A 16,661-nucleotide genomic window follows, 5' to 3' on the forward strand; every position below is an offset into this window, starting at 1 on the left:
CTGCGAAAAGGGAGATACGACCATGGCAGCCCGCAGCAACGTCCCCGCGACGATCCCCGCCCTTGGCGGCGAAGCGAGCCTCAACCGCTATCTGTCCGAGATCAAGAAATTCCCGATCCTCGCGCCCGAGCAGGAATATATGCTCGCCAAACGGTTCGAGGAACATGGCGACACCGATGCCGCCGCGCAGCTGGTGACGTCGCACCTTCGCCTCGTGGCGAAGATCGCGATGGGCTATCGTGGCTACGGCCTGCCGGTCAGCGAGCTGATTTCCGAAGGCAACATCGGCCTGATGCAGGGCGTGAAGAAGTTCGAGGCCGATCGCGGCTTCCGGCTCGCGACCTATGCGATGTGGTGGATCCGCGCCTCGATCCAGGAATTCATCCTGCGGTCGTGGAGCCTCGTGAAAATGGGCACCACCGCCGCGCAGAAGAAGCTGTTCTTCAACCTGCGCCGGATGAAGTCCAAGCTCGATGCGTTCGAGGACGGTGATCTCAGCCCCGAGCATCTCGCCAAGATCGCCAAGGATCTCGGCGTGACCGAGGCCGAGGTGACCAGCATGAACCGCCGCATGGCGATGGGCGGGGATACCTCGCTCAACGTGCCGATGCGCGAGGATGGCGACGGCCAGTGGCAGGACTGGTTGCAGGATGACGCCCCGCTGCAGGATACCGTCGTTGCCGAGGCGCAGGAAGCCGATGTCCGCCACGACATGCTGACCGCCGCGATGGACGATTTGAACGAGCGCGAGAAGTTCATCCTCACCGAGCGTCGCCTGACCGACGAGCCCAAGACGCTCGAGGAACTGAGCCAAGTCTATGGCGTGTCGCGTGAGCGGGTTCGCCAGATCGAGGTACGCGCGTTCGAAAAGCTGCAGAAGGCGATGATGCGGATCGCGGGCGACAAGCGGATGCTCGTCGCAGCGTAATCGTGCGGAGGGATCGGCGCGCTGGACAGCGCCGATCCGATCCCCGTACAGCGGCGGGATGGCACGCCGAAAGACCGCTTCACCTTCCAACGCGCGGGGCAGCAATCGCCGCGCCCCAGCGCGCCGCACACGCGGCTCGAGTGGCGGAGCTTTGCGCCGCGTGTTCGGCTGGGTCATCAAGGGCGTGCTCGCCTTCGTCGTGCTTTCGCTCGTCATGGTCGGCATTTACCGGTTCGTCCCACCACCGATCACGCTGACGATGCTTGGCGACGCGGTCGCCGGGCACGGTATCGACAAGTCCTGGATGCCGCTCTCACGGATCGACCCCAATATGGCGCGCGCCGCGATCGCGGGCGAGGATTCTCGGTTCTGCACACATAACGGTTTCGACGTGCACGCAATCGAGACCGCGTTTGCGCGCAACGCGCGGGGCGGACGGATCCGCGGCGGCTCGACGATCAGCCAGCAGACCGCCAAGAACGTCTTCCTGATCCAGGGCGGTGGGTATCCGCGCAAGGCGCTGGAAGCGTATTTCACGCTGTTGATCGAGACGATCTGGGGCAAGCGCCGAATTATGGAAGTCTATCTCAACGTCGCGGAAACGGGGATCGGCACGTACGGCGTCAACGCTGGAGCCCAGCGCTACTTCGGCCACGATGCCGCGCACATGACGCCGAGCGAAGCGGGCCGGATGGCGGCGGTCTTCCCGCAGCCCAAGAAACGCGCGGCGATCGCGCCGAGCGGTTTCACCCGCCGTCACGGCAACGCGATCACCCGCCGGGTCGGCGTCGTCCGTAACGACGGGCTGGATTCGTGTTTGCGGGGGTAAAGCCATCTACCGAGCCCCCTCCTCTACCGTAACCCTGAACGTGCTTCAGGGTCCACCGCGCCCCAAGTCCGGTCCGTGCCGGTTTCACGGTGGATGCTGAAACACGTTCAGCATGACGGGAATTGGGACTGGCGGATGCTAGCCTAGCGTCGGCCGAGGTCACCGCGTCGGGGCGGCAGCACCGGCAGTACGGCACTCCGTAGCACCGCCGGGATAACCACCCGGCCCCGGCCCCGGCCTACGCCAAGGCAATACAATCACTTCCCGTCGGTCGCCTTTTCGGCGCTGTCGCCGATCTTCTTCGCACTATCGCCGGCATCCTTCGCCGCGCCGGAAATCGCGTCGGTGCGGATGTTGTCGTTCTGGCTGCGATTGAACAGATAGAACGCCCCGACCACGACCGCGATCAGCAGCACGATGCCGATCAGGATCCCACCACCGCTCCCGCGGCGTTCGATGACGGTCGTGTGCGGCGTCTCGGTGATCTTGTCGCTCATGCTTGTCCTCCTGTTATGAACCTGGAGGACGAAACACGAGCAACGTCAGATAGTTCCGGAGGCGAACCGACTTCAGAAAGGCAGCTTGAAGCCCGGCGGCAGCGGGATGCCGCTCGTCATTTTGGCCATTTCTGCACCCGATGCAGCGTCTGCCTTGGCCTTGGCGTCGTTGAACGCCGCGACGACGAGGTCCTCGACCATCTGCTTCTCGCTCGGCTGGAGCAGCGATTCGTCGATCGTGATCCCGATGATCCGGCCCTTGGCCGAGGCCTGGACCTTGACCAGGCCGCCACCGGCAGCGCCTTCGACCTCGATCTTGTCGAGCCCGTCCTGCGCCTTCGCCAGCTCGTTCTGGACGTTCTGCGCCATCGCCATGATGTCTTCGATACTGTTCATGCACTCATGCTCCGTTGCGCCGCCAACAGGCGGTCGATTTCGGTTTCGGGTAAGCTCGCGTCGGGGAACGCTTCAAGCGCCGCGGCGATCACCGGGGTCGCGAGAATTTCCGCCTTGAACGCCTCGCGCCGCGCGGCTTCCGCCTCGCGGATCGTCGGCGCGCCGACAGTCGGCGCGGTGGTGATCCGCCACATCCGCCCGGTAATCTGCTTGAGCGACGCGCCAAGCTCGCCGATCAGGTCGCTCGGCAAGGGCCGCGACGAGCTGAGCACCAGCTCGACGTCGACGATGCTGATCATGCTGGCATGGTGCACCAGCCGCGACGCGAGCGCGAGTTGGCCGACCGACTCGAGCAGCGTGACGATCGCCTCGATCGACTGCGGCATCGCCGCGGCGGCGGGTTCGGTGAGCGCAGGCGCAGGCGCAGGTGCGACAGGCGTGGCGACGACCGGCGGCGCGCCGTTCTGGATCATCCGCGCAAGTTCGCCGGGATCGGGCAGCGTCGACGCATGGACCAGCCGCAGCAACGCCATTTCGCACGCCTCGATCGGCAGCGCGGCACGGCCAACTTCCTCATGCCCCTTGAGCAGCAACTGCCACAAACGGTGCAGCGCCGCGAACGACAGGGTCCCGCTCCACGCCTCGAGCGCGGCGCGCTCCTCGGTCGCCTGCCCCGCCTCGGCGGCGGCCCCCAGCTTGACCAACGTCGTCGCGTGGACCGTCTCGAGCAACCCGCGCAGCACGCCGAGTGGATCGACCCCAAGGTCATATTGCCGCCGCAACGCCGCCAGCGCGCCGAGCGCATCGCCTGCGAGCAGCAGCGCCATCATGTCGCGGATCGCGCCGCGATCGGACAGGCCGAGCATGTCGCGCACCGCGGCGGCGTTGACCTGGCCGCCCTCCATGTCGGCATGCGCGATCGCCTGGTCGAGGATCGACAACCCGTCGCGCGCCGAGCCTTCGGCCGCGCGCGCGATCAGTCCGAGCGCCTCGGGTTCCGCCGAAACGCCCTCCGCCTCGACCACCCGCGCGAAATGGTCCGCGAGCTTCTCCGCCGGGATGCGGCGCAGGTCGAACCGCTGGCAGCGGGACAGCACCGTCACCGGCACCTTGTTGACCTCGGTCGTCGCAAGCACGAACTTCACGCCCTCGGCCGGCTCCTCCAGCGTCTTCAGCAGCGCGTTGAACGCGTTCTTCGACAGCATGTGAACTTCGTCGATGATGTAGATCTTGTAGCGCGCGACAAACGCAGTCATCCGCGACGCGTCGATCACCGCGCGCATGTCGTCGACGCCAGTATGGCTCGCGGCGTCCATCTCGATCACGTCGATGTGCCGCCCCTCGGCGATCCCGACGCACGGCTCGCACACGCCGCACGGATCGATCGTCGGGCCGCCGTTGCCGTCCGGACCGATGCAGTTGAGCGCCTTCGCCAGCAACCGTGCGGTCGACGTCTTGCCGACCCCGCGGACGCCCGTCAGCAGGAACGCATGCGCAAGCCGCTGGCGGCGGATCGCATTGCCCAGCGTCGTCACCATCGCATCCTGCCCGATCAGCTCGGCGAAGGTCTGCGGGCGATATTTGCGCGCGAGGACGCGATACGCGTCCTTGGAAACGGGCTGCGGCGGTGCGCCCAGGTCGAAGCCGGGAGGATCGATGGAGTCGGACATTGCCGTCTATCTAGAGCGGCAGCGCGCGCGATGTAAGGGAAAGCTTTGGCGAAGCTAGCACTCTACGCCCAGGCAGCGGTGGGAGCCGGAACGACCCGCGGCGAAATCGTTGTGGCTGCTGCCTTCCGGCCCTGACCAAGTTGGCGACGACCACGTCCGCCCGACTCCCGCGCTGCCTATGGCGGGGTCGGGCGGAAGGATCAAGAGGGCTTAGCGGCGGACCGTCCGGCAGATACGGACCTGGCGGTGACCTCGACGTTCCATCCGGCACACCTTGCGCGACCGATAGTTCGGGCGATGGCGATCGACATGGACGGTGCGCGTCACGACGCGGTCACGGCGATCGTGGCGATCCTGCGCGCTGGCGGCGGCCGGGGCGAGTGCACTGGCGGCGATCAGGCCGGCGGACAGGAGGGCGAACAATTTCATGGCAAGTCTCCGTAGGTACCCGGATGGCACGCAAGCGTAATGATCAGCCGCGCTGCATGTTCCGAGATTCCGGCGGAATCGCGACCGTTATCCGATCCATCGCCGCCGTCAGGACGATCTGGCAGGCAAGTCGGCTGGTCCGCGTCGCCCCCGATGCGAGATCGAGCATATCCTCTTCCACCGCACTTGCGGGCGGCACCGCATCGAAATCGGCCGAAGCGAGGATCACATGGCAGGTCGAGCACGCCATCTGCCCCTCGCACGTTCCCTCGAGCGGCTGGTCCGCAAGCTGCGCGACTCGCAGCAGGCTGTCACCCGCTTCCGCCATGACCTCGCGCACGCCGCCATCGCGCTCGACGAACCGGACACGAATCATGCTGCCATCCTTTGTAAATCTGCGGCAACGACGATCCGGTCGATCGCCTCGGTCAGCGCGGTCGGATCGGTATAGCGCCCGAACCCGAGCCGGATGCTCGAGCGGGCCTGTGCCTCGCTGAGTCCGATCCCGCGGAGCACATGGCTCGACCGCCCCGATCCGCTCGCGCACGCCGAGCCCGCCGAAAAGGCGATGTCGCGCAGGTCGGACATGAGCCGCGCGACATCGAGGCCATCGCGGCGGATGTTGAGGTTGCCGAGATAGCGGTGTTCGACCGATCCGTTGATCTGCCAGCCGTCACCGAGACGCTCGACCGCTAGCCGCCACAGCCCTGCGATATGCGCGGAGGCGGCGGCATATTCGCGCGCCATCAGATCTGCCGCAACACCGAACCCGGCACAAAGCGCCGGCGACAGCGTTCCCGAACGACCGAGCGCCTCCTGCCCCCCGCCATGCATGAACGGGTCGAGCGCGACCCCGTCGCGGACATAGAGCGCGCCGATCCCTTTCGGCCCGTGGATCTTGTGCGCCGAGATCGCCACGAAATCGGCCCCCGCTGGCAGATCGATCCGCCCGACGCCCTGTACCGCGTCGCACAGGAACCGCGCCCCGGCGGATTGCGCCATGTTACCCAATGCCAACGTCGGCTGGACCACGCCGATCTCGTTATTTACCAGCATCGCCGCGACAAGCCCGACTCCGGGGACGATCGCCGCCTCGGCGACATCGCGGTCGACCAATCCGTCCGCCCCGACGGGCAGGATCGTCACCGGTCGTCCGCTCGCGCGCGCGGTGTCGAGCACCGCGGCATGTTCGGTCGCAATCGTGACGATCGGCCCGGTCGTCCCCTTGATCGCCCAGTTGAGCGCTTCGGTCGCGCCGCTGGTGAACGCAACACGCCCGTGCGGTGGCAGCAGCGTCGCGACCTGTGCCCGGGCATGCTCGACCACCGCCTTGGCCTTGCGCCCCGCGGCATGCGGCGAATGCGGGTTGGCATGCTGGTCGCGCAGCCACGGCAGCATCGCGTCGAACGCTTCCGGTGCGAGCGGGGTGGTCGCCTGATAATCGAGGTACGTCATGCCGCCCCCAGCAAGTCGAGCCCGCGCGCGGAACGGGCGACGCTGCGCCACTCGGCCACGAACCGGTCGACATCCGCCGCCGACGTGCCACGCCCGAAACTCACCCGGATCACTTCGCGCGACGCCGCGACGTCCCAGCCCATCGCGCCGAGGACATGGCTCGGCTTCATGCTGCCCGAGGAACAGGCGCTCCCCGCCGAGACCGCGATCCCCGCCATGTCGAAGCGGATCAACTGCGTCGCGGCGGCGAGCCCGGGCAGGCGATACGATCCGATCGCGGGGTGACGCTCGGCCTGCGCCGCGACCACCATGCCCCCCGACCGGACGATCGCATCGTCGAGTCTGGCACGCAGCAGTGCCATCCCGGCGACGTCCTCGGGCTCGCGCAGCGCGGCGGCATAGCCGAGCGCGCCGGGCAGGTTCTCGGTCCCGCCGCGATAGCCGCGTTCCTGCCCGCCGGTCGGGGTGAGCGTCGCCAGATCCCGCACGAGCAGCGCGCCGATCCCCGGCGGCCCGCCCCGCTTGTGCGCGGACAGCGTGACGAAATCGGCCTGCTCCGCGACCGTGCTATCGATCCCCGGGGGCATTTGTGCGGCGTCGACCAGCAGCAGCCCGCCTGCCGCGTGGACGATGTCGGCGATCGCGGCGATCGGCTGGCGCACCCCGGTCTCGCTGTTCGCCCATTGCACCGCGACCAGCGCGGGATCGCCCGCCAGCAGCGTTTCGAGCGCGTTCAGATCGAGCACGCCGATCGAGTCGACCGGCACCACGGCGGCGGCGGGCGCGGCGCGAATGACCGCGTCATGCTCCACCGAGGAGATCAGCCGCCGAGGCGGTGTCGCGCGTGTCAGCGCGATCCCGAGCGCTTCGCTCGCCCCGCTGGTGAGGAGCGTTTCCCCGCGCCAGCCATAGGCACTGCCGATTGTCCGCCGCGCTTCCTCGAGCGCGGCGCGGGCCGCGCGCCCCTCGCTGTGCGGCGACGACGGATTGGCCCATGCCGACATCCCCCGCGCAACGGCCTCCGCCGCGACGGGCAGGATCGGCGTCGTCGCGGCATGGTCGAGATACAGGCGGGGCGGCATTATCGGCATCGAAGGGAGGGACTCGCGGCAATCATTGCGCAGACGTGCGCCATCATTGTATAGCGCACAACTCTTCGCGCGCCCCCTCCGGGCGTGTTCCCCCGAATTTCCTTGTCAGCAGGTCCGATGCCAGAAGTCATTTTCCCCGGCCCAGACGGTCGTCTCGAAGGCCGTTTCGCTCCCGCATCGCGTCCGCGCGCGCCCGTCGCGATGATCCTCCACCCGCATCCGCAGGCGGGGGGCACGATGAACAACCATATCGTGATGGAGCTCTACAAGACCTTCCAGCGCCGCGGGTTCGCGACGCTGCGCTTCAACTTCCGCGGCGTCGGCAAGAGCCAGGGGACGTTCGACAACGGCGTCGGCGAACTTTCCGACGCGGCGAGCGCGCTCGACTGGGTCCAGAGCTTCCACCCCGAGGCGCAGACCACCTGGATCGCGGGCGTCAGCTTCGGCGCGTGGATCGGGATGCAGCTGCTGATGCGCCGCCCCGAGATCCGCGGCTTCATCTCGGTCGCGCCGCCTGCGAACATGTACGACTTCACGTTCCTGGCGCCGTGCCCGGCGAGCGGGATCATCATTCAGGGCGAGGCCGACGAGGTCGCCACCCCGGCCGCCACGCAGAAGCTGGTCGACAAGCTGCGGACGCAGAAGCACATCACGATCAATCACGACACGATCCCCAAGGCGAACCATTTCTTCGAGCATGAAATGCCGCAGCTGATGGGGTCGGTGGACAAGTACCTCGACATGCGGCTGGATCCGAACTCGCCGATCCGCTGATCGAGCCGGGCCGGAGCAGGTTCGTGATAAGTGCGGGGGTATTACGCACTGTACCCCCCCCCCCGGCGCAGGCCGGGGCCCAAGAGCGGTTCCAATGCAAGGGTGCGTCGACGCTTCGTTACCCCGGCCCTCGCGATTGGGCCCCGGCCTGCGCCGGGGGGGGGTCGGTTGGGGGTATCCGCGCCCCCTTTGAACCCGTCACTCCGGACCCGTCATTGGACGAACCCGGGATGGCGGCGTGGTCAATCGTTGCTCACACCATCATGCGTAGGCGTACGCCCCGCCCTTTTCGAGCGCCGCCTGATACGCCGGGCGCGCATGGATCTTGTCGAGCCACGCGATCGTCGCCGGACGCGTTTCGTCGAGCCCGGCGCGGCTGCGCGCGGCCTCGAGCGGGAAGCTCATCATGATGTCGGCGCCACTGATCTGATCGCCCGCGAACCACGGGCGGCTGGCGAGTTCGCTTTCGACATAGTCGAGATGGACGTCGATCATCGGCTGGATCCGCTTTGCCGCGGTCTTGCCGATCACCGGAATGCGGTTGAGCACCAGCAACAGCAACAGCGGCGGCATCATCGATCCCTCGGCATAATGGAGATACTGGCGGTAGCGCAGCGTGTCGTCGCGGTGCGCGGGCGGGCCCATCCGGCCATCGGCAAGCTCGACGATATAGTCGACGATCGCACCCGTCTCGATGATCACACGCCCTGCGTCGGTATCCTGCAGCACCGGCGACTTTCCGAGCGGGTGGATCTGCTTGAGCTCGGGCGGTGCGAGCATCGTCACCTTGTCGCGCTCGTACCGCACGATCTCATACGGAAGCGCGAGTTCCTCCAGCAGCCACAGGATTCGCTGCGAACGCGAATTTTCGAGATGATGGACGATCAGCGTCATGGGCTTCTCCGGAACGGGTGACGGGGGTTGATCCGCCGATACGAAACGTCGCGTCAACCTACCCAGCTTCGCCGATCGCTACCATCCCAAACCATGAAGGGCCCGCCATTGCAGGCGGGCCCTCCCAGGTGTTCGACGGCAAAACCAGCCGTCCCGTACTACGAAACCGCGGTGTGCACGCCGCGCTTTCCACTCCGCCTGCCACCGCGCGGCCGGAGCGAACCTCACATCTCGTCGTCGCCGTCGACATCGTCGGGCTCGGGGCCCGCCATCATCTCCTCGGCAACCTTGTCGGTCCGCGTGCGAATCGCCTTTTCGAGGCGGTCGCTCATCTCGACATTGTTCTTGAGGAAGGTCTTGGCGTTCTCGCGACCCTGGCCGATGCGGACGCTGTCGTAGGAGAACCACGCGCCCGACTTCTCGACCAACCCGGCCTTGACGCCGAGATCGAGAATCTCGCCGATCTTGGACACGCCCTGCCCGTACATGATGTCGAACTCGACCTGCTTGAACGGCGGCGCGACCTTGTTCTTGACGACCTTGACGCGAGTCGTGTTGCCGATGATCTCCTCGCGGTCCTTGATCTGCCCGGTACGCCGAATGTCGAGGCGGACCGAGGCGTAGAACTTGAGCGCGTTGCCGCCGGTCGTCGTCTCGGGGTTGCCGTACATCACACCGATCTTCATGCGCAGCTGGTTGATGAAGATCACCATGCAGCGCGACCGGCTGATCGACCCCGTCAGCTTGCGCAACGACTGGGACATCAAACGCGCCTGGAGACCGACATGGCTGTCGCCCATCTCGCCCTCGATTTCGGCGCGCGGCACGAGTGCCGCAACCGAATCGACCACCAGCACGTCGATCGCATTCGAGCGGACCAGCGTGTCGACGATCTCGAGCGCCTGCTCGCCGGTGTCGGGCTGCGAGACGATCAGCTCGTCGATGTTGACGCCGAGCTTCTTGGCATAGACCGGGTCGAGCGCATGCTCGGCGTCGACGAACGCCGCGGTGCCGCCGCCCTTCTGTGCTTCGGCGATGACGTGCAGCGCAAGCGTCGTCTTGCCCGAGCTTTCCGGCCCGTAAATCTCGATCACGCGCCCGCGCGGCAAGCCGCCGACGCCCAGCGCAATATCGAGCCCGAGCGAGCCGGTCGAGATTACCTCGACCTGCATCGTCTGCTTCGAGCCCAGCTTCATCGCCGAGCCCTTGCCGAATGCCCGATCGATCTGCGCGAGCGCGGCTTCGAGCGCCTTTGCGCGCTCTGCGCTCGCCTTCTCGGTGGATTTATCCGTGGATGCCGCCATTTTGCTGTCGATCACTTTCAACGAAACCGCCATTGGAGCCTCCCGCTAGACCGAACGCCCAGCGCGTTCAATGCATGGTGGCTATGTACTGCGTTTGTTCGATTAGAACAAGTAGGGAACGATAACTTTCGACAGCTTCGCGGGATCGAACCGTCACCCCGACGACGGCCGGGGTGACGAGATCGAATTACGGAAGGCCGTTTCCGCCCGCCGCGCCATAGACATGCCCGGTCGTGAAGCTCGAGCCATTCTCCGCGAGGATGACGTAGATCCCGGCAAGCTCGCCCGGCTGGCCCGGCCGCCCGGCGGGCGCATCCCCACCGAAATTCTCGAGCTTTTCCATCGTCGCGCCGCCCGACACCTGGAGCGGAGTCCACACTGGCCCCGGTGCCACACCGTTGACGCGGATCCCCTTCGGCGCGAGCTGCTTCGCCAGGCTGCGGACGTAGTTGGTCGTTGCCGCCTTGGTCATCGCATAATCGTACAGGTCCTTGGACGGATCGGTCGCCTGCTCGGAGGTGGTGCCGATGATCGCCGAACCCGGCTGGAGATATGGCAACGCCGCCTTGATGATCCAGAATGGCGCGTAGATGTTGGTCTTCATCGTCCAGTCGAACTGCTCGGTCGAAATATCCAGGATCGACGCGTGCGCCTGCTGCCGGCCCGCGTTGCTGACGACGATATCCAGCCCGCCCAGTTGCTTGACCGCGCTGTCGACGAGCTTCTTGCAAAACGCCTCGCTGCGCAGGTCGCCCGGGATCGCGATTCCCTTGCGGCCTGCCGCACGGATCAGCTCGATCACTTCGCGCGCGTCGGCTTCCTCATCGGGGAGGTAGTTGATCGCGACATCGGCGCCTTCGCGCGCATAGGCGATCGCCGCGGCGCGGCCCATGCCGGAGTCGCCGCCCGTGATCAGCGCCTTGCGCCCGGCCAGACGGCCCGAACCGCGATAGCTGGTCTCACCATGATCGGGGCGTGGGTTCATTTTGCCGGCGAGACCGGGCCACGGCTGGCTCTGACGCTGGAACGGCGGCTTGGGGCCGGCGCTCCGCGGATCCTTCAGTCCGGCTGTTGGCGTGCCCTGTGCGGGAGCTTGTGGCTTGGCGAGCGCCGGGCCCGCCGCTGCGGCGGCGGCGAGACCGACCGCTGCACCACTTACCATCGCGCGGCGTGAAATTCCGTCTTCCTGATTGGCCATCGTTCGTCTCCGTCCAGCATGTCGTGTGCTGGGGAAACTCGCGGCCCCGAAAGCGGTTCAGCCAGTGCGCCGCTTTGTTACAGTAATCTATATCAGGTAACGCGACAGAAGCCGATCACCGAAGCGCGTCGAGCGCCTTCGAAACGCCGTCCATCGTGAACGGCTTGGGCAGTGTCGGCCGGTCCGACCAGGCATCCCCGACACTGTCGTGCGACCCGCCGGTTGCGAACACGAACGGGATGTTGCGCGCCGCAAGCGCTTCGGCGATCGGGAAACTCTTCTCACCGCCGCGCAGGTTGACATCGAGGATCGCGGCGTCGATGCCGCCCGCGTCGACCAGCGCCAAAGCGGTGCCGACGGTATCGGCACTCCCAGCGAGCGACTTGCCGAGGACGTCGAGGAAATCCTCGATCATCATCGCGATCAGGGGCTCGTCCTCGACGACGAGAATGGACTGTGGTGCGCTCATCCCGCCGCCTTTATCGTACCACGCCGTGTCGCGCTATCTCATTTTGTTCCTAACACTTCGCGCGTCGCTTCGGCAAGCTGTTGGACGGAAAAGGGTTTTGCGAGGAAGGCGACATTGTCGAGATTGATCGACTTGCGCAGCGTCTCCTCGGCATAGCCCGACATGAACAGGATCGGCAGATCGGGATAGCGCGCGCGGGCGTGCCGGACCATCGTCGGGCCATCCATCAGCGGCATCATCACGTCCGAGATCAGCAGGTCGGGTCGCGGATTGACCGCGAGCAGTTCGAGCGCCGCCTCGCCGTTCTCGGCGGTGAGCACGGTATAGCCCTGCCGGCTCAGCGCCCGTTCGGCGACCGCGCGGACCATGTCCTCATCCTCGACCAGCAGGATCGTGCCCGTCCCCCACAGGTCGACCGGTTTTTCGCGTGGCAAGGCACGTTGTGTCACCGGCTCGCTGAGCGCGCCTTCGGTATAGACCGGCAGGTACATGGTGAACACCGCCCCCTGCGCGCCGCGCGGGCCACCGTCCGCACCGCCGTCCTTGCGATTGTCCGCGAAGATGTAGCCGCCCGACTGTTTGACGATGCCGTAGACCGTCGAGAGGCCTAGCCCGGTGCCCTTGCCGACTTCCTTGGTGGTGAAGAACGGCTCGAAGATCTTCGGGAGGATCTCGACCGGGATCCCGCCGCCGGTGTCCGCGATCTCGAGCACCGAATAATCCGCCGGCGGCAGGATGTCGGACGCGAGCTTGCGCACGTCGGCGGCGGTCACCGCATAGGTCTGGATCGACAGCGTGCCCGCGCCACGCGGGTCGTGCGTGATCATCGCGTCGCGCGCGTTGACCGCGAGGTTGACGACGACCTGTTCGAGCTGCCCCGGGTCCGCGCGGACCGGGCTGAGATTGCGCCCGTGCTTGACCGTCAGCGTCACCGTCTCGCCGAGCAGGCGCTTGAGCAGGTTGGAGACTTCGGAGATGACGTCGGGCAGCTGGAGCACCTGCGGGCGGAGCGTCTGCTGGCGCGAAAAGGCGAGCAGCTGGCGCGTCAGGCTGGCCGCGCGGTTCGAATTGGCGCGGATCTGCTGGATATCGTCATAATCGCTGTCGCCGGGCGAATGGCGCATCAGCATCAGGTCGCAATGCCCGATGATCGCGGTCAGGATGTTGTTGAAATCGTGCGCGACGCCACCCGCGAGCTGCCCCACTGCCTGCATCTTGGTCGCCTGCGCGACCTCGCGTTTGAGGCGGGTTTCCTCGCTATTGTCCTTGAGGCTGAGCAGCACCGCCGCCTCGCCGAGCCCACGCGCCCCCGCGATCGACAGCGCGACCGGCTCGTCGGGATGGTCGCGCAGCCGCACCGCGAGATCGGTCGAATGCGTCGCGCCACCTGCGAACCGTCGGATCGCGTCCGCAACGACGCCCTTGTCCTCGCGCACCAGCAAATCGCCGGGATAGAGCGGCGGGCTGTTCGGATCGACCGCGGCGGCGCGGGCGAACGCGTCGTTCATCTGGAGGAAGCGCCCATCCGCGCCGATCAGCGCGACGCCGAACGGCATCAGCGCGACGAGGCTCTTGATGTGCGCGCTCGCGCTCTCGCCGATCGCGGGGTGAGCGCCGTCCTCCTCGTCGATCAGCGCGACGAGCATCGGCGCGTCCTCGCCGTCGAGGAACGGGATCTGGAGCACGCGCAGCGGGTTGCGGGTCATCCCCTCGCGTTCGAAGCGGGCCATGCCGTACGCGTCGGTGATCAGGAACCGCGCGAAGTCACGCCCGAGGATCGGGCTGTCGCCCTCGCCCATCGCGCGCGCGCGCAGGACGCGGTTGGCGGCGCGGATCCGCCCGTCGGGATTGATCAGCGCGGTCATGATCCCGGCACTGCCGAGCCGGTCGCCGGTCGGGCCCGAGATCAGCGTCTCCATCGTCCGCGCGAGATCGAGCCCCTCGCTCCCGCGGAACCGCCATACCAGCAAGTTGCCGTCCTCGCCCGCGCGCGCGACGTCGGCAGTGAGCGACGTGCCCTGCGCGATCAGCCGCCCCGCGGTCGCCGCGCCGTCGCGCCACGCGGCACGCCCGGCGGCACTCAGCCGCTCGACCCCGCTCGCGTCGAACGGCAGGCCCGGGGGCGTGGGGAAGCCCGAGAACACCGCTTCGTAGCGATCGTTCGCGCAGACGAGCCGCCCTGCGCGGTCCGTGACCGCGATCGCGTCCGCGCTGCTCTCGGCCAGCGCGCGCGCGACGCTCCAGTCGGGTTCGCTCGCGGTATCGGCAGCGATCGGAAACAGCCGGCGGAAAACCAGCAACCCGCCGCCAAGCACGATCGCGGACGCAAGGAACGCCGCCGCGATCGGCACGCTGCCAAGCGCGCCGAGGATGATGAGCGACGCCAAAATCCCCGATCCGACCGCGATCAGCAGCGCCGAGCGGGCGGGAGTGTCAGAACTCGAAATCGGGACGCTTGCCATAGGACCTCGTGTCGAAGCCTCGCGATGAAGCGTCAAGGGTGTTGCGGACCCGCCCGTCCGATGTTTCGCCGCAACCGCCGCCTTGGGTCAGAGGATCGCCCCGAAGACAGGAACCCCCTCTAGACCGCTTCGACCGGCCCCGTCACCCCGGGCTTCTCCCGGGGTGACGCGGTTCGAGCGTCTTGCTCCATGTCCGACCGCGACAGGGCTTACCAGATGCGAACCCGCTGCTGCGGGGTCAGGAACAGTTTCTGCCCAGGCTTGGCCTGATACGCTGCGTACCACGGATCGAGATTGCGCACGACCCAGGCGCGCTGTTCGGACGGGCTGTGCGCGTCGATGACGAGCCGCTGCCGGAGGTTGGCCTCGCGGTAGTTGCGCCGCCACACCTGCGCCCAGCCGAGATAGAAGCGCTGGTCCGCGGTGAAACCGCCGAGCGTCGGCGCGGGACGATCGCCGAGCGCGTGGTGATACGCGTCGTATGCGACCGTCAGGCCGGCCAGATCCGCGACATTCTCGCTTAACGTCAGCGCCCCCTTCACATGGATGCCGGGGAGCGGTTCGTACGCGTCATATTCCTTGACCAGCGCATCGGTCCGCCCCTTGAACGCCGCGACATCGGCGGGCGTCCACCAGTCGGTCAGTTCGCCCTTGGCGTTATACTTCGCGCCCTGATCGTCGAAATGATGGCTCAGTTCGTGCCCGATGACCGCGCCGATCCCGCCGTAATTGACCGCATCGTCGGCGTTCGGATCAAAGAACGGCGGTTGCAGGATCGCGGCGGGGAAGACGATCTCGACCATGCCGAAATTGGCATAGGCGTTCACTTCCATCGGGGTCATGCCCCATTCCCAGCGCTGGAGCGGCTTGCCGAGGTGCGAGACGTTATACGCCTGCTGCCAATGGTTCGCACGCCAGGTGTTTCCGTACGCGTCGCCCGCGACGATCTTGAGCCCGGCGTAATCCTTCCATTGCGAGGGATAGCCGATCTTGGGGGTGAAGGCGGCGAGCTTGGCGTGCGCCTTGATCTTGGTCTCGGGCGCCATCCAGTCGAGCTTGTCGATCCGCCGGTCCATCGCCGCGATCACGTTCTTGACGAGCTTGTCGGCCGCCGCCTTGGTCTCGGGCGGGAAATATTTGGCGACGTACAGCTTGCTGACATCGTCATCGAGCGCGCCGGTGGTGAACTGGACCGCACGCTTCCAGCGGGCTTCCTGTTCGGGCGTGCCCGACAATTGCCTGCCGAAGAAGGCGAACTGCTCGTCGTCGAGCGCCTTGGGGAGCACGTCGGCATAGCTATCGAGCGAGCGCAGGATCAGCTGGTCCTGCAACACGCCGAGCGGCGCGGCCGAAACGAGCCTGGTGATCCCGGCAATCGCGGTCGGCTGCGAGACGATGACGGTCGAGACCTTTGCGCCGATGCCGTCGAAATAGGTCGCGAACGCAAAGCCCGGTGCCGACTTGGCGAGATCTGCGACCGACATCTTGTTGTAGGTCTTGGTCGCATCGCGGCTGTCGATGCGGGTCCAGCTGACCTTGGCGATCTCGGTCTCGAACGCGACCAGCGCGGCGGCGCGCGCGGCGGCGTTCGGCTCGCCCGCAAGCGTCAGCATCTTGGCGATATGTGCCTGATACGCCCTCTTCTTGGGCGCGAAGCTCGCTTCGAGATAATAGTCGCGGTCGGGCATGCCGAGCCCCGCCTGCCCGACCGACAGCGCATAGATTTCGGGCTGCTTGTCGTCCTGCCCGACATAGGCACCGAACGGGCCACCCACGCCCGCGCGCGTCGCCTCGGCGAGCAGCGCGGGATACGCTGCGCGCGCTTTGAGCGCCTTGATCTTGCCGAGCCACGGCTGGATCGGCGCAAGCCCCTTTGCGTCGATTGCGGGACGATCGAGGAAGGTCGCATAGGCCCTGCCGATCTTCGACCCCGGATCGCGCGCCACGCCATCGAGGATCGTCCGCGTCCGCGCTTCTGACAGGTCGGCGAGCAGGTTGAACGACCCGTAGTTCGACTTGTCCGCCGGGATCTGCGTCATGCGCGCCCAGGTGCCGTTGGCGAAGGTGTAGAAATTGTCCCCCGGCGCGACCGAGCGGTCCATGCCCGCCTCGTCGAACCCGAAGCTGCCGAACTGCGGCTTTCCCTTCGCGGCGGCAGGTGCCTCGGCGGGGGCCGTCTGCGCGACGCCGCCGGCCGCGACCGCGACCGCCAACGCCCCGGCCGAAGCCAGGGCGAGACCATAAATCCGTTTCATCGTCGTCTCC

At 66.8% G+C, this 16,661-nt stretch carries 16 protein-coding genes and 1 other RNA gene; 3 read left to right on the forward strand and 14 right to left on the reverse strand.

Features of this window, described 5'->3' with window-relative positions; genetic code table 11:
- Positions 1-22: 22 nt before the first annotated feature.
- Both rpoH and mtgA read left to right on the forward strand, forming a co-directional pair.
- Positions 23-928 carry an RNA polymerase sigma factor RpoH gene (gene rpoH / locus RH91_RS16985; protein ID WP_010164221.1) on the forward strand — a complete coding sequence of 302 codons (906 nt, stop codon included), beginning with the start codon at positions 23-25 and terminating at the stop codon, positions 926-928.
- 151 nt (positions 929-1,079) lie between these two features.
- Positions 1,080-1,757: a monofunctional biosynthetic peptidoglycan transglycosylase gene (gene mtgA, locus RH91_RS16990; RefSeq protein WP_010164222.1), complete on the forward strand. Its 678-nt coding sequence runs from the start codon at positions 1,080-1,082 to the stop codon at positions 1,755-1,757.
- 257 nt (positions 1,758-2,014) lie between these two features.
- Here the strand turns inward: mtgA and RH91_RS16995 are convergent, their stop codons facing one another.
- The 8 genes from RH91_RS16995 to RH91_RS17025 form a co-directional block, all read right to left on the reverse strand.
- Entirely contained in the window at positions 2,015-2,254 is a 240-nt protein-coding gene (locus RH91_RS16995; RefSeq protein WP_010164223.1) for a hypothetical protein, read from the reverse strand.
- A gap of 72 nt (positions 2,255-2,326) precedes the next feature.
- Positions 2,327-2,650, reverse strand: coding sequence for a YbaB/EbfC family nucleoid-associated protein (locus tag RH91_RS17000; RefSeq protein ID WP_010164225.1), 324 nt, complete (start codon positions 2,648-2,650; stop codon positions 2,327-2,329).
- On the reverse strand, positions 2,647-4,320 hold the full coding sequence (locus RH91_RS17005) for a DNA polymerase III subunit gamma/tau (RefSeq protein ID WP_010164227.1): 1,674 nt from the start codon (positions 4,318-4,320) through the stop codon (positions 2,647-2,649). Before RH91_RS17005 ends, RH91_RS17000 begins: the two co-directional genes overlap by 4 nt.
- Before the next feature lie 74 nt (positions 4,321-4,394).
- An RNA gene (ffs, locus tag RH91_RS21755) (signal recognition particle sRNA small type) lies at positions 4,395-4,492 on the reverse strand.
- Positions 4,493-4,530: 38 nt separating this feature from the next.
- On the reverse strand, positions 4,531-4,749 hold the full coding sequence (locus tag RH91_RS17010; RefSeq protein ID WP_026046662.1) for a hypothetical protein: 219 nt from the start codon (positions 4,747-4,749) through the stop codon (positions 4,531-4,533).
- Positions 4,750-4,792: 43 nt separating this feature from the next.
- Positions 4,793-5,125, reverse strand: coding sequence for a 2Fe-2S iron-sulfur cluster-binding protein (locus RH91_RS17015; protein ID WP_010164229.1), 333 nt, complete (start codon positions 5,123-5,125; stop codon positions 4,793-4,795).
- Complete coding sequence (locus RH91_RS17020; protein WP_010164231.1) at positions 5,122-6,204, reverse strand: cysteine desulfurase family protein; 1,083 nt, start codon at positions 6,202-6,204, stop codon at positions 5,122-5,124. Before RH91_RS17020 ends, RH91_RS17015 begins: the two co-directional genes overlap by 4 nt.
- Entirely contained in the window at positions 6,201-7,286 is a 1,086-nt protein-coding gene (locus RH91_RS17025; protein ID WP_010164232.1) for a cysteine desulfurase family protein, read from the reverse strand. The genes RH91_RS17020 and RH91_RS17025 overlap by 4 nt, the downstream gene beginning before the upstream one ends.
- Before the next feature lie 126 nt (positions 7,287-7,412).
- Between RH91_RS17025 and RH91_RS17030 the strand changes: the two genes are divergently transcribed.
- Positions 7,413-8,069: an alpha/beta hydrolase gene (locus RH91_RS17030; protein WP_010164234.1), complete on the forward strand. Its 657-nt coding sequence runs from the start codon at positions 7,413-7,415 to the stop codon at positions 8,067-8,069.
- Between the two features lie 261 nt (positions 8,070-8,330).
- On the opposite strand, the gene RH91_RS17035 is transcribed toward RH91_RS17030, so the two are convergent.
- The 6 genes from RH91_RS17035 to RH91_RS17060 form a co-directional block, all read right to left on the reverse strand.
- Positions 8,331-8,963, reverse strand: a complete 633-nt coding sequence (locus RH91_RS17035; protein WP_010164236.1) for a glutathione S-transferase family protein — start codon at positions 8,961-8,963, stop codon at positions 8,331-8,333.
- A 224-nt stretch (positions 8,964-9,187) separates the two neighbouring features.
- Complete coding sequence (gene recA / locus RH91_RS17040) at positions 9,188-10,300, reverse strand: recombinase RecA (protein WP_026046663.1); 1,113 nt, start codon at positions 10,298-10,300, stop codon at positions 9,188-9,190.
- Positions 10,301-10,454: 154 nt separating this feature from the next.
- Positions 10,455-11,465, reverse strand: a complete 1,011-nt coding sequence (locus RH91_RS17045; protein WP_010164241.1) for an SDR family oxidoreductase — start codon at positions 11,463-11,465, stop codon at positions 10,455-10,457.
- 115 nt (positions 11,466-11,580) lie between these two features.
- A complete protein-coding gene (locus RH91_RS17050) occupies positions 11,581-11,934 on the reverse strand; it encodes a response regulator (protein WP_010164243.1) in 354 nt (117 codons plus the stop codon).
- Positions 11,935-11,972: 38 nt separating this feature from the next.
- Positions 11,973-14,396, reverse strand: coding sequence for a response regulator (locus RH91_RS17055; RefSeq protein ID WP_010164245.1), 2,424 nt, complete (start codon positions 14,394-14,396; stop codon positions 11,973-11,975).
- A 209-nt stretch (positions 14,397-14,605) separates the two neighbouring features.
- Entirely contained in the window at positions 14,606-16,651 is a 2,046-nt protein-coding gene (locus RH91_RS17060) for a M13 family metallopeptidase (protein WP_010164247.1), read from the reverse strand.
- Between the last annotated feature and the right edge of the window lie 10 nt (positions 16,652-16,661).

This window comes from Sphingomonas sp. PAMC 26617 (assembly GCF_000242835.1).
GTDB lineage: Bacteria > Pseudomonadota > Alphaproteobacteria > Sphingomonadales > Sphingomonadaceae > Sphingomonas.